Source organism: Roseibium sp. HPY-6 (genome assembly GCF_040530035.1).
In the GTDB taxonomy this organism is placed as follows: domain Bacteria; phylum Pseudomonadota; class Alphaproteobacteria; order Rhizobiales; family Stappiaceae; genus Roseibium.
The window spans coordinates 252,679-277,639 of sequence record NZ_JBEWCD010000002.1 but is presented as its reverse complement, the minus strand read 5'-3'; the positions used below and the strand labels follow the sequence as shown (position 1 = coordinate 277,639).

Annotated in this window: 25 protein-coding genes; 1 reads left to right on the top strand and 24 read right to left on the bottom strand. The window is 57.8% G+C overall.

Annotated features, from left to right (window positions below; all coding sequences use genetic code 11):
• Positions 1–254 precede the first annotated feature (254 nt).
• On the bottom strand, positions 255–524 hold the full coding sequence (gene rpsO / locus ABVF61_RS12700; protein ID WP_353993924.1) for a 30S ribosomal protein S15: 270 nt from the start codon (positions 522–524) through the stop codon (positions 255–257).
• 254 nt (positions 525–778) lie between these two features.
• Entirely contained in the window at positions 779–1,546 is a 768-nt protein-coding gene (locus ABVF61_RS12695) for a sulfite exporter TauE/SafE family protein (protein ID WP_353993923.1), read from the bottom strand.
• A gap of 98 nt (positions 1,547–1,644) precedes the next feature.
• Here ABVF61_RS12695 and ABVF61_RS12690 point away from each other — a divergent pair, with 98 nt between their 5' ends.
• A complete protein-coding gene (locus tag ABVF61_RS12690) occupies positions 1,645–2,538 on the top strand; it encodes a LysR family transcriptional regulator (RefSeq protein ID WP_353993922.1) in 894 nt (297 codons plus the stop codon).
• Here ABVF61_RS12690 and truB read toward each other — a convergent pair.
• The 22 genes from truB to ABVF61_RS12580 all read right to left on the bottom strand — a co-directional run bounded on the left by truB (position 2,528) and on the right by ABVF61_RS12580 (position 24,956).
• A complete protein-coding gene (truB, locus tag ABVF61_RS12685) occupies positions 2,528–3,472 on the bottom strand; it encodes a tRNA pseudouridine(55) synthase TruB (protein ID WP_353996415.1) in 945 nt (314 codons plus the stop codon). The two genes, ABVF61_RS12690 and truB, sit on opposite strands and share 11 nt — an antisense overlap.
• A gap of 182 nt (positions 3,473–3,654) precedes the next feature.
• On the bottom strand, positions 3,655–4,068 hold the full coding sequence (gene rbfA / locus ABVF61_RS12680; protein ID WP_353993921.1) for a 30S ribosome-binding factor RbfA: 414 nt from the start codon (positions 4,066–4,068) through the stop codon (positions 3,655–3,657).
• A gap of 100 nt (positions 4,069–4,168) precedes the next feature.
• Positions 4,169–6,895, bottom strand: coding sequence for a translation initiation factor IF-2 (gene infB, locus ABVF61_RS12675; protein ID WP_353993919.1), 2,727 nt, complete (start codon positions 6,893–6,895; stop codon positions 4,169–4,171).
• A gap of 41 nt (positions 6,896–6,936) precedes the next feature.
• Positions 6,937–7,560, bottom strand: coding sequence for an RNA-binding protein (locus tag ABVF61_RS12670; protein ID WP_353993918.1), 624 nt, complete (start codon positions 7,558–7,560; stop codon positions 6,937–6,939).
• Positions 7,561–7,650: 90 nt separating this feature from the next.
• A complete protein-coding gene (nusA, locus tag ABVF61_RS12665) occupies positions 7,651–9,306 on the bottom strand; it encodes a transcription termination factor NusA (RefSeq protein WP_353993916.1) in 1,656 nt (551 codons plus the stop codon).
• A gap of 73 nt (positions 9,307–9,379) precedes the next feature.
• Complete coding sequence (rimP, locus tag ABVF61_RS12660) at positions 9,380–9,973, bottom strand: ribosome maturation factor RimP (RefSeq protein WP_353993915.1); 594 nt, start codon at positions 9,971–9,973, stop codon at positions 9,380–9,382.
• Positions 9,974–10,259: 286 nt separating this feature from the next.
• Positions 10,260–10,946 carry a tRNA (guanine(46)-N(7))-methyltransferase TrmB gene (trmB, locus tag ABVF61_RS12655; protein WP_353996414.1) on the bottom strand — a complete coding sequence of 229 codons (687 nt, stop codon included), beginning with the start codon at positions 10,944–10,946 and terminating at the stop codon, positions 10,260–10,262.
• A 91-nt stretch (positions 10,947–11,037) separates the two neighbouring features.
• Positions 11,038–12,210: a methionine adenosyltransferase gene (metK, locus tag ABVF61_RS12650; RefSeq protein WP_353993914.1), complete on the bottom strand. Its 1,173-nt coding sequence runs from the start codon at positions 12,208–12,210 to the stop codon at positions 11,038–11,040.
• Between the two features lie 112 nt (positions 12,211–12,322).
• Positions 12,323–12,727, bottom strand: a complete 405-nt coding sequence (locus tag ABVF61_RS12645) for a helix-turn-helix domain-containing protein (protein ID WP_155192299.1) — start codon at positions 12,725–12,727, stop codon at positions 12,323–12,325.
• A 190-nt stretch (positions 12,728–12,917) separates the two neighbouring features.
• A complete protein-coding gene (gene lnt / locus ABVF61_RS12640; RefSeq protein ID WP_353993913.1) occupies positions 12,918–14,534 on the bottom strand; it encodes an apolipoprotein N-acyltransferase in 1,617 nt (538 codons plus the stop codon).
• Positions 14,535–14,597: 63 nt separating this feature from the next.
• A complete protein-coding gene (locus ABVF61_RS12635; RefSeq protein ID WP_502949957.1) occupies positions 14,598–15,833 on the bottom strand; it encodes a CBS domain-containing protein in 1,236 nt (411 codons plus the stop codon).
• 36 nt (positions 15,834–15,869) lie between these two features.
• Positions 15,870–16,385 carry an rRNA maturation RNase YbeY gene (ybeY, locus tag ABVF61_RS12630; RefSeq protein ID WP_353993911.1) on the bottom strand — a complete coding sequence of 172 codons (516 nt, stop codon included), beginning with the start codon at positions 16,383–16,385 and terminating at the stop codon, positions 15,870–15,872.
• Positions 16,386–16,400: 15 nt separating this feature from the next.
• A complete protein-coding gene (locus ABVF61_RS12625) occupies positions 16,401–17,462 on the bottom strand; it encodes a PhoH family protein (protein ID WP_353996413.1) in 1,062 nt (353 codons plus the stop codon).
• Positions 17,463–17,543: 81 nt separating this feature from the next.
• Positions 17,544–19,016: a tRNA (N6-isopentenyl adenosine(37)-C2)-methylthiotransferase MiaB gene (gene miaB / locus ABVF61_RS12620; protein ID WP_353993910.1), complete on the bottom strand. Its 1,473-nt coding sequence runs from the start codon at positions 19,014–19,016 to the stop codon at positions 17,544–17,546.
• Positions 19,017–19,155: 139 nt separating this feature from the next.
• Positions 19,156–20,022, bottom strand: a complete 867-nt coding sequence (gene olsA / locus ABVF61_RS12615; protein WP_353993909.1) for a lyso-ornithine lipid O-acyltransferase — start codon at positions 20,020–20,022, stop codon at positions 19,156–19,158.
• Complete coding sequence (locus ABVF61_RS12610; RefSeq protein ID WP_353993908.1) at positions 20,015–20,464, bottom strand: Fur family transcriptional regulator; 450 nt, start codon at positions 20,462–20,464, stop codon at positions 20,015–20,017. The genes olsA and ABVF61_RS12610 overlap by 8 nt, the downstream gene beginning before the upstream one ends.
• A gap of 45 nt (positions 20,465–20,509) precedes the next feature.
• The gene (gene rimI, locus ABVF61_RS12605) at positions 20,510–20,998 is read right to left on the bottom strand and encodes a ribosomal protein S18-alanine N-acetyltransferase (protein ID WP_353993907.1); all 489 of its coding nucleotides are present in this window, start codon (positions 20,996–20,998) and stop codon (positions 20,510–20,512) included.
• Positions 20,995–21,672 (bottom strand): tRNA (adenosine(37)-N6)-threonylcarbamoyltransferase complex dimerization subunit type 1 TsaB, encoded by a 678-nt coding sequence (gene tsaB, locus ABVF61_RS12600; protein WP_353993906.1) that lies wholly within the window; start codon positions 21,670–21,672, stop codon positions 20,995–20,997. Before tsaB ends, rimI begins: the two co-directional genes overlap by 4 nt.
• 152 nt (positions 21,673–21,824) lie before the next feature.
• Positions 21,825–22,382 carry a NifU family protein gene (locus ABVF61_RS12595; RefSeq protein ID WP_353993905.1) on the bottom strand — a complete coding sequence of 186 codons (558 nt, stop codon included), beginning with the start codon at positions 22,380–22,382 and terminating at the stop codon, positions 21,825–21,827.
• Between the two features lie 184 nt (positions 22,383–22,566).
• Entirely contained in the window at positions 22,567–23,061 is a 495-nt protein-coding gene (locus tag ABVF61_RS12590; RefSeq protein ID WP_353993904.1) for a universal stress protein, read from the bottom strand.
• A 68-nt stretch (positions 23,062–23,129) separates the two neighbouring features.
• On the bottom strand, positions 23,130–24,434 hold the full coding sequence (gene hslU / locus ABVF61_RS12585; protein WP_353993903.1) for an ATP-dependent protease ATPase subunit HslU: 1,305 nt from the start codon (positions 24,432–24,434) through the stop codon (positions 23,130–23,132).
• A gap of 3 nt (positions 24,435–24,437) precedes the next feature.
• Complete coding sequence (locus ABVF61_RS12580; protein WP_353993902.1) at positions 24,438–24,956, bottom strand: GNAT family N-acetyltransferase; 519 nt, start codon at positions 24,954–24,956, stop codon at positions 24,438–24,440.
• Positions 24,957–24,961: the final 5 nt, after the last annotated feature.

Sequence of the window (24,961 nt, the reverse complement as noted above, 5' to 3'; positions counted from 1 at the left end):
TTTCTTGAACTCAATTCGAAAGAAGCCGGCAATCCTGCCCCATGACATGTCACGAGGTTTCTATAGAGCGTTTGCCGTCACTTGGAAACGCACTAACTGCCTGAAGTGTTTCCGAACCACAAATGGATAAGCGATTTGACGAAAACGCATTCAGGCCTTGAAGCGTTTCCGGACTCTCAAAGCCAATTTGCCTTTGGTGGAAACGCTGAAAAAAACGCGGTGGACACTTATCCACCGCGCTTCAAATTTCAACCTTAGCGACGGATGCCAAGACGCTCGATGAGGGTCTTGTAACGCACTTCGCTCTTGCCGCGCGTGTAGTCCAGAAGGGACCGGCGCTGCGCAACCATCTTCAGAAGACCGCGGCGGGAATGATTGTCCTTGCCATGGCCCTTGAAGTGTTCGGTCAGGTTGTTGATGCGCTCGGTGAGGATCGCCACCTGGACTTCCGGAGAGCCGGTGTCGCCTTCCTTGGTCGCAAATTCCTTGATGAGCTCAGCTTTACGCTCTGCAGTAATCGACATCGCTCTTTCCTTTCAAAGAGGGAGGTCCGTTGACCGGACACGTTGAACTGCCGGAAAACCGGCCAAATCCGGATGTCTCCAGAGCCGAGATGTCGTTCAGCAAAGGATCTTTCAGGATGCATTGGGCGTCAGTGCCCAATGGCGGCGGTATATGGCAGAAAACGCAGGGAAAAGCTAGCGTTTTCTTCGCCAATCCGGTTGACCGTTCTGCGTGGCACCAAACCTCTTCGACCTCCAAGGAAAATCCGCTCGCATCAATGCGGGTGTGACAGCAACACGATCAAACTGTCAAAAAGCAACTTGCCGCCGGCCAGCGCCAAAAAGCCGTAGACAAGCGCGGTGAACCGTCGTTGGTCAATGTGTCTGTGCAGCAAGGTGCCAACCGCTATGCCAAGGAGCAGCACCGGCGAGATTGCAGCGCTTACCACAAGACTTTCCAGGGACAGTTGCCCCATGACCGTATAAGACACGGTCTTTAGCGCGTTCATTGAGAAAAAGAACATGGTGTTTGTGCCGACAAAGAGGGACTTGTCCATTCGACGGCTCAGCAGGTAACCCTTGACGGGCGGCCCGCCGGCATGCGCGACATAGCTTGCAAAGCCGGACGTCGCGGCCATGAGGAACGCCGCACCTTGGCTTTGCTGCGGTTTTTCGGCCGAGCCATTTCGTGACAGCAGATACTGGGCGACGAAGCAAACAGCCAGAACGCCAACGGCGAAACGGATCATCTGAGCGTCCATCCAGCGAAACGTTGCGAGGCCGATAGCCAGACCGACCAGCGCGCCTGGCAGCAGAGTGCGTACCACCGCTCCGTCCCAACGGTGCCGATACTGCCACGCCACGATAATGTCCGTCGCAATGAGGAGCGGCATCAGCACTGCAACAGCAAACTGAGGCGTCACGAACAGGCTCATGAGCGGAACTGATAAGACTCCCAGACCCCCGCCAAATCCGCTCTTCGACAATCCAGTCAGGAAAATTGCAGCAGCAGACAACAGGAAAAAAGACAGTGGCAAAGTCATACGAGGCTCCTTTGCTGGAAAGAGCCAACTCATAGATCTGGTACTAAAATCAGGAAAATGATTTATTTTGTCATTTAAAATCCTGATTGGAGATTTTAATGTTGGATCTCAATTGCCTTGAGAGCTTTGTCGTTGCAGCCGAAACGCTGAACTTCACGGACGCAGCACAGCGCCGCAACACCGTACAGTCCGCGATCAGCAATCATGTGCGCAAACTCGAAGATGACACAGGCAGAACGCTGTTAGAACGCGGGCGCGGACAGACCATGCGACTGACACCAGAAGGACATGCGCTTCTGACGTATGCCCGCAGGATCCTCTCCTTGACCGATGAAGCGCTCACGACTGTGAAAAACTCGCGGTTCCCCTGGGCGATCCGCCTGGGCACGACGGTCACGCTGGCGCAATCGGTTCTCCCGCCCGTACTCAACGCCTTTTCGAAGCACGAACCCGACGTGCAGATCCACATTCAATGCGAGCGAAGCAGCACGCTCTCGGAGCGGCTTGATGCCCGCGACATCGACGTTGCCTTCATGCTGGATCAAGGCAAACGCGCCGAACGCATTTTCGCCGAAAGTACGCCTCTTGTCTGGGCCGGAAGCGCAACTTTTGATCCCCAGGCCTCAGCAGAGGTGCCGCTGGTCTTTCTGACGGACGGGCGCGATCTGAGACGACACGCGTTCGACGCTCTGGACCGGGCCGGGCGAACGGGTCACATTGCCCATCAAAGCCCGCACCCGATTGGTCTGCGCGCTTTTGTACTCGCGGGGCTGGCACTGACCGTCATGGTGAAGCCAGCTGTCACGCCGCCGCTGAAGGCTTTCGGTCCCGAAGACGGACTGCCACCGCTTGCAACCAGTGTGCTTTCTCTTTACCGGCATTCCCGCTACAGCGCGAAAGAAACAGACACGCTTGCGCAGCTCTTGAATGCGGCAATTAAAGGTCAGGCTCTCGGAGAGAGGCCCGTACGTCTCGACAAAATCAGAGATTGAAGACGCGCGTTGGTTGAAAACGACCCTTCTCGATCGACCCGATCGCGACGGGAACATTCGCGTGGCTCGTGAAAGCAACATCCGAGTTCAAGGGCGCTTCGCGGCCACGCAGCAGAACCGCCATGCCTTTTCGAATCCTGACCGCATCATCAAGCGAGACAGCTACCTCGACCAGCGCGTCCATAGCGTCGCGCACTGGCAGAACGAATTCTTCGACGAGAACTTCGACGCCCTCACCTTCATCCAGTTCCGTTGACGCTTCGAGAATGTCTTCCAAGTCGATCAGATCTTGTTCCCCGAAAGGGCCCACCAGAAGCCGGCGCAGCGCCGTCACATGACCACACGTACCAAGGCGGCGTCCGAGGTCACGTGCCAGTGCGCGGACATATGTACCCTTGCCGCACTCTGCCTCGAAAACGGCGCGGTCCACATCCGGACAGTCCACAAGATCCAGCCGGTGGACATCGATCGGACGGGCTTCCAATTCCACCGATTCGCCATCACGCGCCAAATCATAGGCTCGCTCACCGGCCACCTTGATCGCTGAGAACTTTGGCGGCACCTGCATGATCGTACCGGTAAATTCGCGCAGCACAGCGCCAATCGCGTCAGCGGACGGCCGGGTTTCAGAGGTCGCGATGACCTCCCCTTCGGTGTCATCCGTATCGGTTTCAGCGCCCCAGGTCACCTCGAAACGATAGACCTTGCGTCCATCCATAACAAAGGGAACGGTCTTGGTTGCCTCCCCGAAAGCGACCGGCAGCAGTCCTGACGCGCGCGGGTCGAGTGTCCCGGCGTGGCCGACCTTCTGCGGCGAAAAAATCCGCTTGATCTTGCCAAGCGCCTCGTTCGACGTGATGCCGTAAGGCTTGTCGAGAACCAGCCAGCCGTTGATGACGTTCTTTTTTCTTTTGACCTGTTTCTGGCGCGCCATGTCGAGTTCAAGATCCGGAATAAGATATCGGAAAGTTTGCAGTATCTCTGAGTTTGTCATCCCTGCGCAGGCAGGGATCCAGTGGTCGCGTGAGACTGCCAGGTGACGAACCCAGTTCCTCTTGTAAGTACTGGATCCCGGTCTCTCACGTTGTTCGAACCGGGATGACAAAGACAGGAAATCTAATCGCCGCGATTTTCGTCTTTGTCGAGATCGCGCGATACGCCTGGCGAATGAAGCAGCGTGCCGATGCGGTCGTCATCATCGAACCGCGTGTCGAGCACGAAGCGCAGATCAGGCATATATTTCATGGTCAGCCGTCGTGAAACCTGTCCACGCAGATACTTGGCGCTGCGATTGAGCGCCTTCTCGACCTTTTCGGCATTTTTTCCGCCAAGCGGCATCACAAGGCATGTTGCCAGACGAAGGTCCGGTGTCATCCGAACTTCGGGTATGGTGACAATGGCTCCATCCAGATCCGGATCGGAGAACTCGCCTCTTGTGAAAATGTCGGACAGTTCCTTGCGGACCGTTTCGCCAACCTTGAGCTGACGCTGAGACGGGCCACGGTTGTCCTGACCGTGATGTCTGGCCATTTTAAATCCTTTATGAGGCAGCACTGCCCCTGAAACAGACGGCGCCGGCGCGATCCGATTGAACCCCGCCGGCGCTTCGCCTTAGTGTCTGATCCGGCGGTTAGAGCGATCTTGCGATCTGCTCAACACGGAAACATTCGATAATGTCGCCCGGACGCATATCCTGATACTTGACGAAGTTCATGCCGCATTCCTGTCCGGATTCGACGGTCTTGACCTCATCCTTGAAGCGCTTGAGCGTGCCGAGTTCACCTTCGTGGATGACAACGTCGTCGCGGATAAGACGGACATTTGCGCCACGCTCCACGATACCCTCGGTGACGAGACAGCCCGCGACCTTGCCGACTTTCGAAATGTGGAAGATCTCCTTGATCTCCGCATTGCCGAGGAAGGTTTCGCGCCGCTCCGGCGACAACAGACCGGACATGGCGGACTTGATGTCGTCAACCAGATCATAGATCACGTTGTAGTAGCGGATTTCGATACCATCGCGCGACGCGGCCTCGCGGGCCTGCTTGTTGGCACGCACGTTGAAGCCGAGGATTGGTGCATTGGAAGCAGCCGCAAGCGTGATATCGCTTTCGGTGATGCCGCCGACGCCGGACAACAGGATCCGCGCTCCGACCTCATCAGTGCCAAGTTCGTTCAGCGCATGTGCGATCGCTTCTGCCGACCCCTGCACGTCCGCCTTCAGAACCAGCGGAAATTCCTTGCGGCCGGTTTCCTGCAGACGGTTCATCATCTGCTCGAGCGATCCACGGGCACCGGATGCAACAACCGATGCTTTTTCGCGGATCTGACGCTGACGATAGTCGGTGATTTCGCGCGCGCGGGCTTCGTTTTCCACGACTGCAACCAGATCACCGGCAGCCGGCGTTCCCTGGAAGCCGAGCACTTCAACAGGCTTTGCGGGCCCCGCTTCCTTCACCTGCTTACCGTTTTCATCGAGCATGGCGCGCACACGGCCCCACTCGGAACCAGCGACGAGAATGTCGCCCGGCTTGAGCGTACCCTTTTGCACCAGAACGGTTGCCACCGGGCCACGGCCACGATCGAGCTGTGCTTCGATGACGATGCCTTCTGCAGTCCGGTCCGGATTGGCCTGCAGTTCGAGCACCTCGGCCTGCAGCAGGATCATTTCCAGCAGCTTGTCGAGGTTGGTGCCGTTCAGAGCCGAGACTTCCACGTCAATGATATCGCCGCCCATGGATTCGGTGACGAGTTCCTCGCTGAGCAGTTCCGTGCGCACACGGTTCGGGTCAGCACCGGGCTTGTCGATCTTGTTGATCGCAACAATGATCGGGGCCTCGGCGGCCTTCGCGTGAGCGATCGCTTCCTTGGTCTGGGGCATGACGCCGTCATCGGCGGCCACAACGAGGATCACGATATCGGTCGACTTGGCACCGCGGGCACGCATTTGCGAGAAGGCCGCGTGGCCGGGTGTATCGATGAAGGTGATCTTCTGACCATCCTGGTCGACCTGGTAGGCACCAATATGCTGTGTGATGCCGCCGGCCTCGCCCGAGACGACCTTGGATTTGCGGATCGCATCCAGCAGGGAGGTCTTGCCGTGGTCGACGTGACCCATGATCGTCACCACCGGAGGACGCGACTGCAGCGTTGCTGCATCGTCTTCCTTGGTGAAAAGACCTTCTTCGACGTCAGCCTCAGAGACACGCTTCACCGTGTGCCCCATCTCCTCGGCGATCAACTCTGCCGTGTCGGCGTCGATAACGTCGTTGATCTTGAGCATCTGGCCCTGCTTCATGAGAAGCTTGATCACTTCGACCGCGCGCTCCGCCATGCGGTTGGCGAGTTCCTGGATTGTGATTGCTTCAGGAAGCGTGACTTCGCGAGAGATCTTCTCACGCACGACCTGCTGCTGCCCGCGCTTGGCTTTTTCCTGACGGCGGCGCATGGAAGCGAGTGAGCGTGCACGTTGGCCGTCATCTCCACCTGTCGCAGCAGAAATCGTGAGCTTTGACCGTCTGCGGTCTTCACCGCCTCTTGGACGGGTCGTCGGCGTCGGCGCCTGTTTCGGACGCTTGACTGCACGGAGGCCTTTGTTGGCACGATCGTCTTCGGCAGCTGGCTGCGCGTCCGGTTTCGGCCGTGCCGGAGCCGGAGCATTGCGCTTGCCCATGTCGTCTAGGCTGCGCGGCTTGTTGCCGTTGGAAGGTGCAGGCCTGCGCACGGGTGCACCCGCAGCATCGGCTTTTTCCACCTTAGGCGCTTCATCCGCCGCAGCCTGTTCGGCTGCCGGCTGTGTCGGCGCTGCTGCTGCCGTTTCAGCGGCCAGCCGTGCTTCTTCCGCTTCACGCTTGGCACGCTCTTCAGCTTCGACCTTGGCGCGCTCTTCTTCTTCCGCCTTGCGCTGTGCGGCTTCCGCTACACGGCGCTTTTCATCTTCCTCGCGGCGCTTGCGCTCCTCGACTTCCCTCTCCTTGGCCATTTGAAGGGCAGCGGCACGCGCTGCGGCTTCTTCCTTGGTCAGGGTGCGAAGCACATTGCCGTTGCCTTTCTGGCGCTGACCAGAAGCGGCACGGCGCGCCTGTTTGGCGGCCTGCGGGTCGGGCTGTTGCGGCTTGCGAGGCGCTTCAGCCGGTTTGTCGAGACGCTGCGTCGTCGGCGCCGGCGATTCCGGTTTCGGTTCCTGGCCCGGAATTACAACACGGCGCTTCTTCTTCTCCACGACGACGGCCTTAGACCGGCCATGCGAGAATGACTGACGAACAGTCCCCTGATCGCCGCCGCCCCGCTTGAGGCCGAGCGTCTTGCCACGCTCAACGCTGATTGTCTTGTCGCCTGGATTTTTCGTATCGCTCATATTGCCTTCAGTCCTGCGCAACCGCCCTGCTATGCGTTGCTCTATTCGTCGCTTGCTGCGGAATAACCGCGAAAACGTTCAATGTCACGTACTCGTGCAAGAAAGTTTTCGCTCGCCTGCCCTGCAAGCAGTGCAGCATGTATCACATTTGACCGGCCCAATGCCAAATCCAATTGGGTCGAATTGAACAAACGGACGATTTGGCACCCGTTTGCCAGTTCCTCTCTTGCGGCGACCACCGCCGCCAGTTTCCGTATCCCGTCCTCAGCCGCATCCGAGGCGTGGATCAGTCCTGCAACAGCGTCCCGCCGCAGGGCTGCGTCTACTTTTGCATAACCGGTGACGAGTTCACCGGCCTTGCGCGTCAGGGAAAGCGCCTGAAGCGCTGCCCGTTCAAGGAGCCCATCGACGCGATCTGCCAGTCCCGGTTCGGTCCGGGCTTCACATTTGAACCCCCGGCCAAACACCTTCTTCCGGTTCTTTTCTGCTGCAACGACACTTTCTCTCGTAGCCGTTACCCAAACGCCGCGCCCCGGAAGCGCGCGTTTCAGGTCCGGAACCACTTCACCCGCAGGATCAAGTACGAACCGGATCAGCGAATTGACCGGGTGAACCTCCCGCGTCACGGCGCACTGCCGTTCGGTTGGTTCATTCTTCCTTGGCACGCCGTCACTCCTTCGGACCAGTCGGACTCAATCCGGTCCGTCGGCGGTCAAACGATCAATTCTCTTTCGAGCCTGAGGCCTTCACCTCATTCATCCATTCAAAATGACGCCAGCCGGCGCCTCTTCCTCAACTGTTTCAAGAACGTCGACAGCGTCTTCTTCGACTTCCTCTGCCTCAGCCGCCTGCGCGGCCAATTCTTCTTCCGTGATCCAGCCAGCCGCCAGACGCGCCGCCATCACCACATTTTCCGCGTCCGCACGGGACATGTCGAAAGCGGACAAGGTGCCTTCAAACCGTTTGGTTTCCCCGTCCTTGCGCTCCGTCCAGCCGACAAGGTCATCCGCTGCGCAACCTGCAAGGTCTTCCATAGTCTTGATGTCGTCCTGGCCGAGGGCGACAAGCATCGCAGTGGTCAGTCCGTCGATCGCGCGAAGGTCGTCCGAAACTCCGAGCGCAATCCGCTCTTCGTCGAGCTTGGCTTCCAGTTCGCCGAGGTAATCGCGCGCGCGCGCCTGGATCTCAACGGCGGTGTCGTCGTCGAAGCCTTCGATCATGGAGATTTCCTCGATCTCCACATAGGCGACTTCCTCAACAGACGTGAAGCCTTCGGTAGCAAGCAACTGGCCAACCATCTCGTCGACATTGAGAGCTTCCATGAAAAGCTGAGAGCGTTCCTGGAATTCCTTCTGGCGACGATCCGATTCTTCCTGCTCGGTCATGATGTCGATCGCCCAGCCGGTCAGCTGAGAGGCGAGGCGAACATTCTGGCCGCGCCGACCGATCGCAAGAGACAGTTGGTCATCGGGAACGACAACTTCAATACGTTCCGCATCTTCGTCGAGCACGACTTTGGCAACTTCAGCAGGCTGCAAAGCGTTGACGATAAATGTTGCCGGCTCGTCGTTCCATGGAATGATGTCAATCTTCTCACCCTGAAGCTCGCCGACAACGGCCTGAACACGGCTGCCGCGCATCCCGACGCACGCACCGACCGGATCGATGGACGAGTCCTTGGAAATCACCGCGATCTTTGCACGTGAACCCGGATCACGGGCAACGGACTTGATCTCGATTACGCCGTCGTAGATTTCCGGCACTTCCTGCGCGAAGAGCTTTGCCATGAACTGCGGATGGGTGCGTGACAGGAAGATCTGCGGCCCGCGTTGCTCACGGCGAACATCATAGATAAACGCGCGAATGCGATCGCCTGTCCTGAAGATTTCGCGGGGGATCAGCTCGTCCCTGCGCACAATGCCTTCGCCCCGTCCGAGATCGACGATGACATTGCCGTATTCGGCACGCTTGACCACGCCGTTGATGACTTCGCCCACACGGTCCTTGAACTCTTCGTACTGCCGGTCACGCTCTGCTTCGCGCACCTTCTGAACGATGACCTGCTTCGCGGACTGGGCCGCGATGCGCCCGAAATCGAGCGGCGGCAGCGGTTCAGCGATAAAGTCGCCGAGACTTGCCTCAGGATTTCGCGCCGTTGCATCGCCAAGCGAGATTTCGGTGGAGACATTTTCGACGGCCTCAACCACCTGCAACAGGCGTTGCAGCCGGATCTCTCCGGTCTTCGGATTGATTTCAGCGCGCACTTCGGTTTCGGTGCCGTACCGGGAACGGGCTGCCTTCTGGATCGCGTCTTCCATTGCGTTGATCACGATCATCCGGTCGATCGACTTTTCCCGGGCGACCGCGTCAGCAATTTGCAGCAGTTCCAGCCGATTCGCGCTGATTGCCATATTCCACTCCTCTTGCGCCAGCTTCATGCCTTGGTCGTTGTGGCGCGTTTGTCTTTGCCCCCGGGCCGAATGCTCAGTTGGGCGTGTTGTCCTGTGTCAGGTCATCTTCCTGGCCTCGGGCTGCAAGTGCAGCCTTTTCCGCCTGAAGAGCCGCGGTAATCAAATCATCTGTCAGTACGAGCTTGGCTTCGCCGATATTTTCAAGCGGCAGCAATACGGTGTCGTCCTCACCGTCGCGTGCATCAGGCAACCGAACCTGTGCCGCACCATCCTGCGCTCCCAGCAGCGTGCCGCGGAACCGCTTGCGACCGTCCAGCATGACCGCCATTTCGACCTTCAATTCGTGCCCGGCCCAGCGATCGAAATCACCAGCGCGCACAAGAGGACGGTCAATACCGGGAGAAGAGACTTCCAGGTGATAGGCCCGGTTGATCGGGTCTTCAACGTCAAGTGCCGGAGACACCGCCCGGCTGATTGTTTCGCAATCTTCCACCGTCATTGTGCCGTCCGGACGCTCAGCCATGATCTGCAATGTACAGCCGTTGGCTGCGCTGATCTTGGTGCGCACAAGACGATAGCCGAGATCTTCGATCACCGGCTCAACAATTGCGGCAACACGGGCATCAAGGCCCTGCTCCGTAACTATTCTGGTTTCGTGTGCGCTCACACTTGGCTCCTGTCAAAACCGTTTCCGGTCATAAGCATCAGATGCGCCCGATTTTCGGTCTACATGAGGCTATCCTGCTTCGTTCGTTGCTTCCGGCCTGTGCTTAAGCAAAAAAGAGCGGGTCCCCGGCGGGCCCACTCTCAAAGTGCTCTGATTAAGCCGTTTGAGGTGAAACACCGGCTGTATAACGCCAAAGCCTGCCGGAACGCAAGTCTCCCGGACCGAATCCCAAAAAGAACTTGATCAAATATCCGCAGGGCATGATGGCAGGCAGCGCCGAGGCGGCTCAAATGCGCCGGAAAGTCAGATAGCGCCCTTTTCGGCCTTCGCGGATTGCCTTGGCTTCATATCGAGTTCCGGGCCAGTCTTGCCAGGGTTCCTTCCAGTCACGCGCCGTCTCGGCAGTCCATTGAAACGCCGCGTGATCGCGCAAATGCCGGAGCGCCCAATCCACATATGTGTCAATATCGCTTGCGAACCTGAATTCGCTGTCCGGCCTGAGCACCCGTGCGTAACGGTCCAAATTCTGCTGATTGATAAAGCGCCGTTTCCAGTGCCGTTTCTTCGGCCAGGGGTCGGGGTAGAGCTGGTAGGCAAGATCGAGAGACGCATCCGGCAGCCAGTCGAGAACATTCACTGCATCATCGTCATAGAGCCTGACATTGCCAAGACCTTCGTCAACGACCACGGCAACGGCCTTGGCCATGCTGCCGACAAAAGGTTCGATACCGATAAAGCCGGTTTCCGGACTTGTGCGAGCCCTGTGCAAAAGGTGTTCGCCGCCGCCAAAGCCAACCTCCAGACAGACGGTTGTTACCTCCGCCTCAAAAAGGTCTCTCAAATCCGACGGGGCGGGTTTGTTCAGATCGAGCGCCAGACGCGGCAGCTCTTTTTCCATCAACGCTTCTCGGCGCGGACTCAATGGCTTGCCCTTGCGGCGGCCAAAAAACGAACCTTCGTAACGGTCTGTCATCTTGAACAAGTAACGTCTTAAACAAGCAGATCGCCGGTGCATTACCGGCGATCCGCAGCATGCTTATGATCTCTATTCGCCGTGAACGGACTTATCCGGCAAGCGGACGCAATTCGTCGACGAGATCGGCTTTTTCCCAGCTGAAGCCACCGTCGGCATCCGGCTGGCGACCGAAGTGACCATATGCAGCGGTGCGCTCATAGATGGGGTTGTTGAGCTTCAGGTGTTCGCGAATGCCGCGCGGGCTAAGACCCATGACCTCGCGAAGCGTTGCTTCCAACTTGGATTCGTCGCAGCGTCCGGTCTGGTGCAGATCGACGTAGACCGACAGGGGATCTGAGACACCGATCGCGTAGGACAGCTGGATCGTGCACCGATCCGCCAGGTCCGCCGCCACAACGTTCTTGGCAAGATACCTGGCTGCGTAGGCAGCCGAGCGGTCGACCTTTGTCGGGTCCTTACCGGAAAAGGCGCCGCCGCCGTGCGGTGCCGCACCACCATATGTGTCGACGATGATCTTGCGACCCGTAAGTCCGGCATCGCCGTCAGGACCGCCGATCACAAATGCACCCGTAGGGTTCACGTGCCAGGCGGTTTCACCGCTGATCCAGCCCTCAGGGAGCGCTGTGCGGATATAGGGTTCGACAATCCTGCGCACATCTTCCGATGTCAGTGCGGGGTCAAGATGCTGCGTTGACAGAACGATGGAGGTCGCGGCGACAGGTTTGCCGTTTTCGTAACGGACCGTTACCTGGCTTTTCGCATCCGGACCCAGAACCGGCTCCTTGCCGGATTTGCGCGCTTCAGCCAAAAGCTGGAGAATCTTGTGCGAGTACAGGATCGGCGCCGGCATCAGTTCTTCGGTTTCGCGGCAAGCGTAACCAAACATGATGCCCTGATCGCCTGCGCCTTCATCCTTGTTGCCGCCGGCATCCACGCCCTGCGCAATGTGCGCGGACTGCGCGTGCAGATGAACCGCAACGTCGCAATTTTCCCAATGGAAGCCATCCTGCTCGTAGCCGATATCCTTGACGGCCATGCGCGCAAGATGGGCGATATATTCGTTGGTGATGCTCGCCGGGCCGCGCGTTTCGCCCGCAATGACGATCCGATTTGTCGTTGCCAGGGTTTCACAGGCAACGCGCGCCTCGGGCATTTCTTTGAGATAAGCGTCGACAACAGCATCGGAAATGCGGTCGCAGACTTTGTCCGGATGTCCTTCAGAAACGGACTCGGACGTGAAGAGATAATTCTGACGTGCCATTGGCGATCGTCCTTCTGGGAATGAATATAACTGAAGCGGCAAATGACATTGCCGCTTCAGGTGCATCAATCTTAGATGTTTTTCGCCGCGTCAAGCGCAATATAAAAAATTATCAGTCGTCACCGGCCAGGGAGCGCACAAGATCGACAATGCGGCGTCGCACCTTCGGATCCTCGATCCGCACAAAGGCCTTGTTCAAGGACAGGCCTTCAGAGGACGACAGGAAATCGACGACATAAGAGGTCGGCTGAGTTTCTCCGAACCCTTCCGCTTCCTCAGGCGTGCCGGGCGCGTCTTCGAAAAAGAATGACACCGGGACTTTCAGAATGGTCGCAATGTGCTGCAGGCGGCTGGCACCGATACGGTTGGTGCCCTTTTCGTATTTTTGAATCTGCTGGAAGGTGATGCCAAGGCTTTCACCCAGTTTTTCCTGGCTCATGCCGAGCATCATCCGCCTCAGGCGGACGCGGCTGCCGACATGTATGTCTATCGGGTTTGGAGACTTCTTACTGGGCATGTACGTCGCTCTTTCTTTTTCTCGCGGCGAATGTCCGCTCGTTTTCGATTGTACAAGCTCCCCTGAGTCCTCCCACAAGACCCTGGAGATTGAAGCAAGCCCGCAACCCCTTACTTGTACATGAATCAACCTTCAATCGGCTATTTCACGGTTGTATCACACTTTAATCACTCAACTCAAACAAAAAATATCAATTTTTACGCGAGTAGCGGTTGTATTTCGATAGACCCGCAAATACAACAAGAGCTATTGAAATAAACAACACGGGAAGATCGCCAAAAATCCCGTAGAGAGTCCTGCTTAACCTCTGCGGAAGCTTGGCATCGAGCACGCCGCGCTCAAAAATTACCAATTCCTCAACGACAGCTCCGCGTCCATCGACGACAGCCGATATACCGGTATTGGCTGCCCGGACGAGCGGAAGACCGGTCTCGATCGCGCGCATGCGCGCCTGCGCAAAGTGCTGATATGGACCGGGCGTGCGACCGAACCAGGCGTCATTGGTCACGTTGAGCAGGAAGGAAGCATCTCCTGCGGCAGAGGCGATAGCTGCCGGGAAAATGGCCTCGTAGCAAATCAGGGGTAGAAAAGGGTAGTGCTCGGAGGTTGTGAGAATGCGCTGCTGATACCCGGCCTCAAAACCTTCCAGTGGCCCGGCAAGATTTGATATGCCCAGCCTGTCGAGCAAGTTCCTTAGCGGTACGTACTCGCCGAAAGGCACCAGCCGCACCTTGTCGTAAAATCCTTTGATCGTGCCATTGCCCGCAACAACGAAGACGCTGTTGAAATACGCTGGACCAGAGGGCGTGTTTTCGGCGCGAACCGCTCCGGTGACAAGCTCCGTGTTCACACCCAGCGCGTTCCCAATCCGGAACAAGGCGCCCGGTTCCTGGGTCAGCAGGAACGGTAGTGCCGATTCGGGCCACACCACCAGTCTTGGCGCGCCGACGCGGGCTTCGCCGCCGAGCGGGGCCTCAGTCATGTCCAGATATGTCTGGAAAATCTGATCCTTGAGTTCCGGACGCCATTTGTCCTTCTGATCGATAGCCGGCTGAATAATGCGGACATCCAGATCAGCGACACCGGTCTCGGCAGTCCATATCCGCACCGATCCGAAAACGGCAATGCCTATCAACGCCGCCACTGCAACTGCCAATGCTCTAAGCCGCGCCCCCAGGGGTTTGACGTCGGCGAGAACAGCCGGCGCTGCACCGATGGCAACGACAAGAAACGTCAGACCATAAACTCCGATCAGACTTGCAGGCTGTGCCAGAGGCAGATAGTCGGAAACACCATATCCGAAGGTGTTCCAGGGAAAGCCGGTCAGGACGTGGCCGCGCAACCAGTCGGCAAGTGTCAGACCGGCCGCGAGCATGAGAACCCTGCGAAACCGGTCAGTCCAGAAAGACGCGGCCAATGCAACACCTGCTCCTGTGAACAAGGCGAGCCCGACCGGCATGGCAAGGACCGCGAACGGCATCAACCAGGCGAACCGCTCAGCCTCAACAAGAAAAGCCGATCCGATCCACCAAAGACCTGAGAGAAAGTACCCGAAACCGAAAAGCCAGCCGAGAAAAAACCCTGCGCGTGCGTTTGCCCAGGTCTTGCCGGCAGCCGGCTCAAGCGCACCGTCCAGAATCCAGACGAGTGCAGGGAATGTGATCAGAAAGATGGGCAGGAACGCGTAGGGCGGCATCGCCAGTGCCGTCAATGCACCGCAAAGCACACAGAGGAACCGTCGCTGCCATCCCCATGCCAGCAGGAAGGTGTTTGGCAGGACCGAAAGTCTTTGTGAAAGCCAATGCATGTAAACTGCCCCCCAAGCTAGGCTTGGAGGTTTGTCGGCTCATTGCTGGCCGGTCAAGGGCAATTATCCGGACCGGTCGCCCAATTCACTGCGTATATCGTTGTCCGGCGGCGCTGTCCCCTCCTCGCCGCTCAATTCCGCGCGTTGCTCAGAGACGCTGTCCTGAATATTCGCACCGGGTTTCTTCTGTCGCCGCCTGAGGTCCTGAGCGCGGGGTTCCGTGCGCCTTCTGCGGATTTTCAAGCGTTTGATACGCCGGGGATCTGCATCCATGACTTCAAATTCAAAGCCCGGGACTTCTTCTGGAACAAACAAAAGTTCACCGCGAACCGGTACACGCCCGATGGAAACGTAGAGAAGACCGCCCAGCGTATCGACATCCTCGGAAATCTCGCCCTCCGTCAGCCGTGTTCCAAGAACTCCATCGAGATCCTCCAGCGGCAGCCGTGGATCGGCGATCCAGACACCATCGCCGGCAGACGCAAGCATTGCCTCTTCATCTTCATCATGCTCGTCTTCAATGTCGCCGACGACTTCTTCGACCAGATCTTCCAGAGAGACAAGCCCGTCGGTTCCGCCATATTCGTCGATCACAAGCGCCATCTGTATGCGGCCGGCCTGCATTTTAGCCATGAGATCGGTTGCCGGCATGGAAGGGGGAACAAACAACAGGTTGCGCAAAAGGTCCGTGTCCTTCAACGTGACGGACAGGTCGACACAGGACAGATCCAGATCCGGCAGATTGTGACCCTTACGAACCGATCCATTGTCCGGATGGTCGTTTCCTTCCCCTTCGTCAACTCCATTTTCCACAGCAGTTGCAACACGGCTGCAAGCGCCCTGCTCTGCGATAAATGCCATCAGATCCTTGATGTGGACCATGCCGCGCGGATCATCCAATGTGTCTTCATAGACCGGCATGCGCGAATGACCGCTCTTCTGGAAAAGCTCCATAAGCCGGCTAAGGCTTGTGTCCAGATCGACCGCATCGATGTCCGCGCGCGGGATCATGACGTCATCGACACGCAATTCACGCAGTCGAAGAATGTTTCCGAGCAGCAAACGCTCTTCCGGTGAAAACGCGGCATCATCGCTCACCTCACGGGCAAGCTCGTCCTCCAGGTTTTCACGCAGGCTCGAAGACTGGCGCCCCAAGCGCAGGATGCGTTTGAGATTGTCGAGAAAGGCCGCAGTCCGCTGCGGCTTTATCTGTTGCGGGTCTTCTCTTTCAGGAGACTGTCCGGAACTTGCGGGCTTCCGCTCTCCCGCCGGACTTTGCGTTTCAACTGCGCTCATCATCTATCAATACAAGAACATTGTGCCTCATGATGCCACTTAACCACCATCGGCCACAAGGGCGCTGTCGGCGTAAGGGTCATCGATGTCAATTGACGCCAGGATCGCCTTTTCAAGACTTTCCATCAGCTCGGCTTCCTCTCGCTCCTGATGATCATAGTCGAAAAGATGAAGCAAACCATGAACCGTCAGATGGGAAAGATGGTCCGAGAAATCAACTCCTAATTCCGTTGCCTCCCGGGAAATCGTCTCACACGCAAAAACGATGTCACCAAGCAACGGGCCATAGCTGTCATCATCAGGGTCACTGCCGGGAAACGACAGAACATTTGTCGGTTTGTCCTTGTCACGCCACTTGCCGTTCAACTTGCGGATTGCCTCATCATCGGTAAACAGGAGCGACACTTCCGTGTTCTGCTGAACCTTGAGGTCAGTGTTGGTAAAGCAGGCCTCAAGCGCGCGCAGAACAACGCCCTTCAATTCATCCTCAGACGGCCAGCGTCCCGCTTCAATCGTCAGGTCGACGGTAAATCCGTCTGGCAACGCGTCGGTCATATCGGAAAAGCAACCTTACGACGCCGCGGCCTTGCGCGACCGTGGAGGTGTTTCATCGTTTTCAGCTTCGCGGCGGCGTTCGCTGTAACGGCGTTCACGGGCCTCGGATTCCTCGCGCGCTGCATTGTCGTAGGCAGTCACGATCCTGCCAACGAGTTCATGACGCACAACATCTGTTTCATTGAAGCGGATGTGCGACACAGCCGGGATATCCGTCAGCAGGCCCAGCGCTTCGCGCAGACCGGATTTCTGGCCTGCCGGAAGGTCGATCTGACTGGGGTCGCCGGTAACGATCATCTTTGATCCTTCACCCAGCCGGGTGAGAAACATTTTCATCTGCATTGAGGTTGTGTTCTGCGCTTCATCGAGAAGGACGACTGCGTTGGACAAGGTCCGGCCACGCATGAATGCGAGCGGTGCGACCTCTATCATCCCGGACTGCAACCCCCTGTCGACCTTTTCGGCCGGCATCATCTCGTAAAGCGCGTCGTAGATCGGACGCAGATAAGGGTCGACCTTGTCTTTCATCTCTCCGGGGAGAAAGCCCAGGCGTTCGCCCGCTTCCACGGCCGGCCGCGACAGAATGAGGCGTGCGACGTCGCCGCGCTCCAGCAAGGCAGCCGCGTAGGCCACCGCGAGAAAGGTTTTGCCGGTACCAGCCGGGCCCGTTCCGAAAATCAGATCCGCACGGTCCATGGACCTGATATAGGCGTCCTGCGTCGGCGTGCGCGCAACGATCGTCTTGCGCCGCGTCGCAATCTGGGCAAAGGCCAGCCTTGATTTCGGTTCAAGCGTCGGCAAGGGCAGTTGCGCATCGGCCGCGGCGGCCATGCGAAGTGCTCCATCCACATCGCCAGGATGAACTTCCTGGCCCTGCAAAAGACGTTGATAAAGGGCTTCAAGCGCGGTGCGGGCCTGGGTACACCCGCCCCGGGATCCCTTGAGCGTAACCTGGTTGCCACGGGCAATCGCGTCGATCCCGAGCCGCTGCTCGATCAGCGCCAGATTCTGGTCGAACTGGCCGAAAAGATCGCCAATCAGCCGATTATCTTCAAATGCAAGAACGATATGGGTCATGTCGGATGCCGAACCAGACGGCGAGGATTGATCCGATTGCTTGCGTGAAGAAGAACTGTCGCGCGTCAAAAGACGTCTCCTTTAGACCACCGTGGCCGGGACCGGCCGGGCTTTCTGGGTGGTATCTTGCCTGTCAAAAAGTTGCCCGAACAGCGAATTAGATCCGATCTCAACGATTTCCACCGCTTGTATGCTGCCGATCAGGTCTTCGGGTGCGTCCAGTTGCACGGGCTGGAGCCAGGGTGACTTTCCAACGAGCTGGCCGGGATTGCGGCCCTTCTTTTCCAGTAGCACATCGCAGGTCATTCCCAACCGGGACGCGTTGAAGGCTTTCTGCTGCTCGCTCACCAGCGCCTGCAGCTCCGCAAGGCGGGCCGACTTCACGTCTTCGGGCACCTGATCTTCCATCGTGGCACCTGGTGTTCCAGGCCGCTGGCTGTATTTGAACGAGAACGCGGACCCGTATTCAACACGCCGGATCAGATCCATGGTGTCTTCAAAGTCCTGATCCGTCTCCCCCGGAAACCCGACGATGAAATCGCCTGAAAGGGCAATGTCGGGCGCAGCTGCACGGATTTGGTCGATAAGCCTGAAATACTCCTCGCGCGTGTGACGCCGGTTCATGGATTTCAGGATCCTGTCCGATCCGGATTGCACCGGAAGATGCAGATAGGGCATGAGAGTCTTGAGGTCGCGATGGGCCTCGATCAGATCATCGTCCATGTCGCGCGGGTGGCTTGTGGTGTAGCGCAGCCGGTCAAGTCCGCCGATCTCCGACAAGCGGCGCAGCAAACGGCCCAGGCCCCAAGTCGAACCGTCGGGTGCCTCGCCGTGATATGCATTGACGTTTTGACCCAGCAACGTCACCTCGCGAACGCCGGAAGCTGCCATACGCTCTGCTTCGGTGACAATCTGCTCCACAGATCGCGATACTTCCGCACCACGCGTATACGGCACAACACAGAATGTGCAGAATTTGTCACATCCCTCCTGGACCGTCAGGAACGCGGATGGTGCGCGTTTGAGCACATGCTTTTGCGCTTGATCGGAGAGGTGATCGAATTTCGCGTCGATATCGAATTCGGTTTCGACCACTTTCCTGCCGCCGCGTGCCTTTTGCAGGAGGTCTGGCAGCTGATGATAGCTTTGCGGGCCCACAACGACGTCGACGATCGGCGCGCGTCTTGAAATCTCTTCGCCCTCGGCCTGTGCGACACAGCCGGCAACACCGACCATCATGTCCTTGCCGGATTTGGCCCGTTCTTCCTTGACCTTTCGGATGCGGCCAAGTTCGGAATAGACTTTTTCCGCGGCTTTTTCACGGATATGGCAGGTGTTGAGTATGACAAGATCGGCGTCTTCCAGATCATGGGTTGCCTCGAATCCCTCGGGCGCCAGAACATCCGTCATCCGTTCGCTGTCATAGACATTCATCTGACAGCCATAGGTACGCACAAAAACCTTGCGCGTGTTGCTGGTGGTCTTTGAACTGGAGTCACTTGCGGAAACGGTGGATGGTGTCGTTTCGTGATCTGCTTCCGGGCGGCTTGTCATTCGCTCCTCATGGCCCTGTTCGGTCGGCCGGCATGTCATGGTGATAAGGTGCCTTGCGGTCTGTCGGTCCAACACGTGACCAGGACAAAACGTTATCCCCGGTCACTCAAACAGGTTCACTGTTTGACGGCACTCAAATTCAGGCGCCAGCTTTAACGGGTTTTTCCTCGTTTGAGAAGAACTCAGACGCCTCGATTTCGCTTATTTCCAGCCGCTCGACCGGCTTTTGAAGCAATGAGGCAACAGTTAAGGATCTGACCTCGCTCTCAAGCTGCCGCGTAAGCGCTTTTCGGTCTGTGGTTTTGTCGACGAGGACAGGCTCGCCCCAGGTCACGATGACGTCTAGGGCACCACGGGTGAAAATGCCCCACAGGTGACCGGGAAGCTCCATGTCTCCATACCAGGCGACATGCGGGCGATGCGCCCTGCCCATGGGCAGTCCGTAGAAGCCCTGATAGGCGACCGAAAGCGGCTGAACCCAAACCTTTGTGTCTCCGTTTTCACCAAGCGCCCTCGTGGCGGCACCCAGAAGAGCAGAGCGGAACGGCAAAACGCAATTGCCGTCATTCGATGTCCCTTCCGCGAACAGCACCATCGGGTCGCCCGCCGCCATGCGTTCGGCAATCTCGTCGGCGACCTGTCCGGTCTCCGTTCGCCTTGTCCTGTTCACAAAAACCGTTCGTTGCAGTTTTGCAAGCAAACCGAAGATCGGCCAGCCGGAGACTTCGGACTTCGCAATGAAGGAGAGCGGGATCAAAGAGCCGAGAACGGTTATGTCGACCCAGGATGCGTGATTGGCGGTGATCAGCAGGGGGCGGTCGCCGGCCGGTTTGCCAACCTGTTTCACCTTGATGCCAACAAGACGCGACGCGATCCTGTGCCAGATCAGCGGGAGATGTTTTTGAACCGGGAGATGCAGCCTGATGGAAACCCATTGAAGGGGAATAAGAACCAGCGAGACGAGCGTCAGAACAAAGATAATGATACTGGCCTTGACCTCAGCCATCGCCCTTTTCACCCTTCGAGGCGGAGAGCGGAACGCCGTAAAGCTCCAACCGGTGATCGACAAGTTTATAACCAAGCTTCTTGGCGATGAACTCCTGCAACGCCTCGATTTCTTCGCTGCGGAACTCGATCACGCGGCCACTGCGCAGGTCAATCAGATGATCGTGATGTTCATCCGGCATCGTTTCATAACGCGAGCGACCATCCCTGAAGTCGTGTCGTTCGATCATCCCGGCGTCTTCGAAAAGCTTGACCGTGCGATAAACAGTGGAAATGGAAATACCGGGGTCGATTGCAACCGAGCGGCGATACAGTTCTTCGACGTCCGGGTGATCGTCAGACGCTTCTTCTATGACAGTTGCAATGATGCGGCGCTGTTCGGTCATGCGCATGCCCTTGGCAACACACATTTCCGCCAGCGTTATTTGCCGCTCGTCCGTCATTTCATCGCCACCTGCTGATTGACCGGAGTTGTCGTCTTACAGCGCTTAGCGAAGATCGATGCGCATGACAAGCGCCGTGCCGTCGCCTTCGCTGTTGCCGTAATACCCTTTCCGCTGGCCAACTTCCTTGAAACCCAGGCCCCGGTAAAGAAGCAATGCGGCTTCGTTGGTAGCGTCAACTTCCAGAAACAGGTGGCTGCATCTCTGACTGTAGAGCCGGAAGAGACCATCTTCCATAAGCTTCTTGCCGATCCCGCGGCCGCGCTGCCTGGGATGCACAGCCACTGTGATGACTTCCGCTTCGTCCGCGACAGTTCGCAGGATCAAGAACCCGAGCGGTGCGCGCGTTCCGTACGGACTGGCGCGACGGGCGACAAGGATCGACGTTCCCTCCTGCGCTTTCATTCGCGCAAGGTCTTCCGTGTTCCATTTGTTTGCGAACGAGGCTGCGTGGATATCGGCAATCTTTGGCAGATCCTCGTCCAGCGCCTCTTCCACGACCGGCGGCTGGGTCCAGAACCACCAGAAACTCATTGCCGTTCAATCCTTCCTCTGGTTTGCGGCGTTGCGTCAGGCGGCCGCAGATAGAGCGGCGAAGGTGCACTCACAACCGGATCAGCAAGGATGCCGAGTTCAGCGACCTCGCGAATGCCCGGATACCCCAACCGGGACAGTATCTGCTCTTGCGGCAGGCCCAGCGAGGCTGCCACCGAATCCGCACCCGACCCGGCCAACCTTATGCTCTTCGACGACGTTGCCGCAAGATCCGTCAGCGTTCGGACAGAGGCGTTCCCGATCGCATCGCCAAAAGCTGTGAACTCCTGACAATAAACTTCCTCTCCCTTGCCCGTCAGCGCGACAAGCAAAGGGCCGCCGGCGTCCCTGGGCGCAGACGAGCGGGCGATTGCCGCGAGTGTCGTAATGCCCACAACAGGCTTGCTGAGGACAAGTCCGAAGCCGCGTGCAACTGCAAGACCGACCCGCAAGCCGGTGAAACTGCCTGGCCCAACGGTCACTGCAACCCGGTCGAGATCTGAGAATGCTGTGGACGTCTCGGCCATGACTTCGCCGATCATGTCCATCAGCCTTTCCGCATGGCCACGGCCAATTTCCTCGCCGATTGCGTCAAAACAGGCCGTATCTTCCCCGTCGTCGAGGACGGCGGCAGCGCAATTGGAAAGGGCTGTGTCTATGGCAAGTACACGCATACCCAATGCCACTACCTTGGACACGGCGCTGAGTCGAGCCGAGCTTTGGGCCTAAGTCCAATTGAGGGCTTGCGTTCCACAAAGAATGGTGTAGCGAAATAAAAACGGCCCGACGCGATGGCCGGGCCGTTGAAAACACTCGGAAAATTCGATCAGATCGGCCGAACTTCCTCAACTTCCGGTACGAAGTGGCGCAGCAGATTCTGAATGCCGTGCTGTAAAGTTGCCGTTGACGACGGGCAACCGGCGCAAGCACCGCGCATGGACAGATAAACGATTCCTTCCTTGAATCCCTTGAATGTGATGTCGCCGCCATCCTGTGCAACAGCGGGACGGACACGGGTTTCGAGGAGTTCCTTGATGGTGCTGACCGTTTCTTCTGTGCCTTCGTCGAAGAATTCACCTTCCTCAATGTCTTCGACCTGACCAGCCGCCATGACCGGCTGCCCGGACATGAACTGTTCCATGATGACACCGAGAATTGCCGGCTTCATGTGTTGCCAATCCGTCTCGTCCTTGGTGACGGTGACAAAGTCGTGGCCGAAGAACACTGCTGCGACGCCCGGTACATCGAAAAGTTTCTCGGCGAGCGGCGACGCTCCGGCATCTGCGCGCGTGCGGAAATCGTAAGTGCCTTCCGGCAATACAACGCGGCCTGGCAGGAACTTGAGCGTGGCCGGATTGGGTGTTGCTTCGGTCTGAATGAACATGTGTTTCGTCCTTGCGTTTGACAACGCGTCCTGTGGTCCAGCGTTTCGCGCCTCTCTACCATCGCAAAACACCGATGGGTTTTTGTAACCCATCTTGAAGCAGTTTGGAATAGTTAAAAACTAGATAGTCTTCGCCGAAGGAAGATCAAGCGTGGCTGGCACATTTGAACCTGTTTTCCAATGTTCAGGCCAATGCAGCGATCGAATCGTCATCCAAATTCCCAGGAACGATCGTGACCGGGATCGGAAACGTGCCGGCAGACTTTCCCGCAATGGAGGAGACAAGAGGTCCGGGTCCTTCTGAACCGGTGCTCGCGGCCAGAACGAGAATCGCGATGTCCGCATCGGCCTCGATCAGTTCCAGTATTTCTTCGGACTTGGAGCCTTCACGGACAACGGTCTCCGGCTCGGTTCTGGCGACCGAGCGTACGCGCTCGCCCGCCTTGGCGAGCGTTGCCTCGGCCCCTTCAAGGGCTTCAGCGCGCATGATGTCCTCAACGCCCAGCCAGTGCTGAAAGTCTCCCGGTGCAATCACGAAGACAAGCGTAACAACGCCACCTGTGCGCGCCGCCCGCTTCGCCGCATAGACGATTGCCCTATCACACTCGGGCGTTTCATCGACCACGACCAGAAACTTCCGGCGGTGGCCTTCTTCGTTGCTTTTCCGAATAGCTACCATAAGCGCATGCTGCCATCGCCGCGCGCGCATCGCAAGCGGCGAAATCGCCGCCCGCAACAGCTCTCAGCTTACAGGATGAACTTCGAGAGATCGACGTTCTTGGCGAGATCGCCAATATTTTCCCTCACAAAATCCGCTGTTATCTCAACGGTTTCGCCCGAACGGTCTGGAGCAGTGAACGAAATCTCGTCGAGAATGCGTTCCATGACCGTCTGAAGTCGCCGCGCACCGATGTTTTCAACAGATGCGTTGAGATCAACCGCCACAGAGGCAATTTCCTCAATCGCGTCTTCGGTGAAGGTCAAGTCGACCTCTTCGGTTTGCATGAGCGCCACATACTGCTTGATCAGGCTCGCCTCCGGTTCTGTCAGGATAGCCCGGAAATCGTCCTTGTTCAGTGCCCGGAGTTCAACCCTGATCGGCAGGCGGCCCTGCAGCTCAGGAAGGAGGTCCGACGGCTTGGCGACGTGAAACGCGCCGGAAGCAATGAACAGGATATGGTCGGTCTTGACCGGGCCGTGTTTGGTGGAAACGACGGTTCCCTCGATCAGCGGCAGAAGGTCTCGTTGCACCCCTTCGCGGGAAACGTCGCCACCTGTCCGGCCCTCACGTGCGCAGATCTTGTCGATTTCATCCAGGAACACGATGCCGGAATTCTCCACCAGCGCGATTGCCTCTTCGACCACCTTGTCCTCATCGAGCAGCTTGTCGGATTCTTCGTTGATCAGAAGATCGTAGCTTTCGCTTACGGTCGTGCGCTTGGTCTTGGTCTGGCCACCGAAGGCTTTTCCGAGAAGGTCCGACACATTCATCACGCCGACACTGGCGCCCGGCATTCCCGGCAGGTCGAAACTCGGCATTTGCGCCTGTGCGCGCACCTCGACCTCAATTTCCTTGTCGTCCATCTCGCCGTCGCGCAGTTTCGTGCGGAAGCTCTCGCGGGTCGCGGGGCTTGCATTTGCACCGACGAGGGCATCCAGGACACGCTCTTCCGCCAGAACATGCGCTTTCGCCTTCACCTCGTCCCGCTTTTTGTCCCTGACCAGGGTAATCCCGGCCTCAACGAGATCGCGGACAATCTGTTCCACGTCGCGGCCAACATAGCCGACTTCCGTGAATTTCGTCGCTTCAACCTTTGAAAAGGGGGCGTTCGCGAGCTTGGCAAGGCGGCGCGAGATCTCCGTCTTACCGACGCCGGTCGGTCCAATCATGAGAATATTCTTCGGCAGAACTTCTTCCCGCATCTGGCCCTGGAGCTGCTGACGGCGCCAGCGATTGCGCAAGGCAATCGCAACCGCCCGCTTGGCATCCTTCTGGCCAACGATATAGCGATCGAGTTCGGAGACGATCTCGCGCGGTGAAAAATCGGTCATTTCTTAAGACACACCTTCTGTATTCATGTGTTCCATCAGCAGACTGTCATCCGTCTTTCCAATGAGGTCCGGCATCTCCCGAAACCCCGCATTGCGATAGGCCCTGACCGCCCTCGTGTTAGCCGGGTCCGGATCAATGACGATCCGGTCGTGGCCTTCCTGCCGCAACTTGCGGACAAATGTCTGCAAAACTCTGGTTCCGGTACCCTTTGACAAGTCTTTCGCGTCGGCAATCGACAGGTCCACGCCAACGGCATTTGCGGGAAGGAGGTCGAGCCAAGGGTAATCCTTGGCGAACTCGGTCCCCAGCTGGTCCTTGACGAACCAGACCTGAATGTAGCCCTTGTCTGACCCGTCGACTTGAAAGATGAAGGGAAGCGTGGTGTCGCGTCCCTCGATCATGTCGACGACATATTGCACTTCCTCGTCCGGTTCGCCCCACCATTCGCGCCAATGGGGCCTTGCCATCCAATCGGCAAGCATCAGCACATCCTCGTGTGTAACGGGGCGAAACGTTATCATGGCCG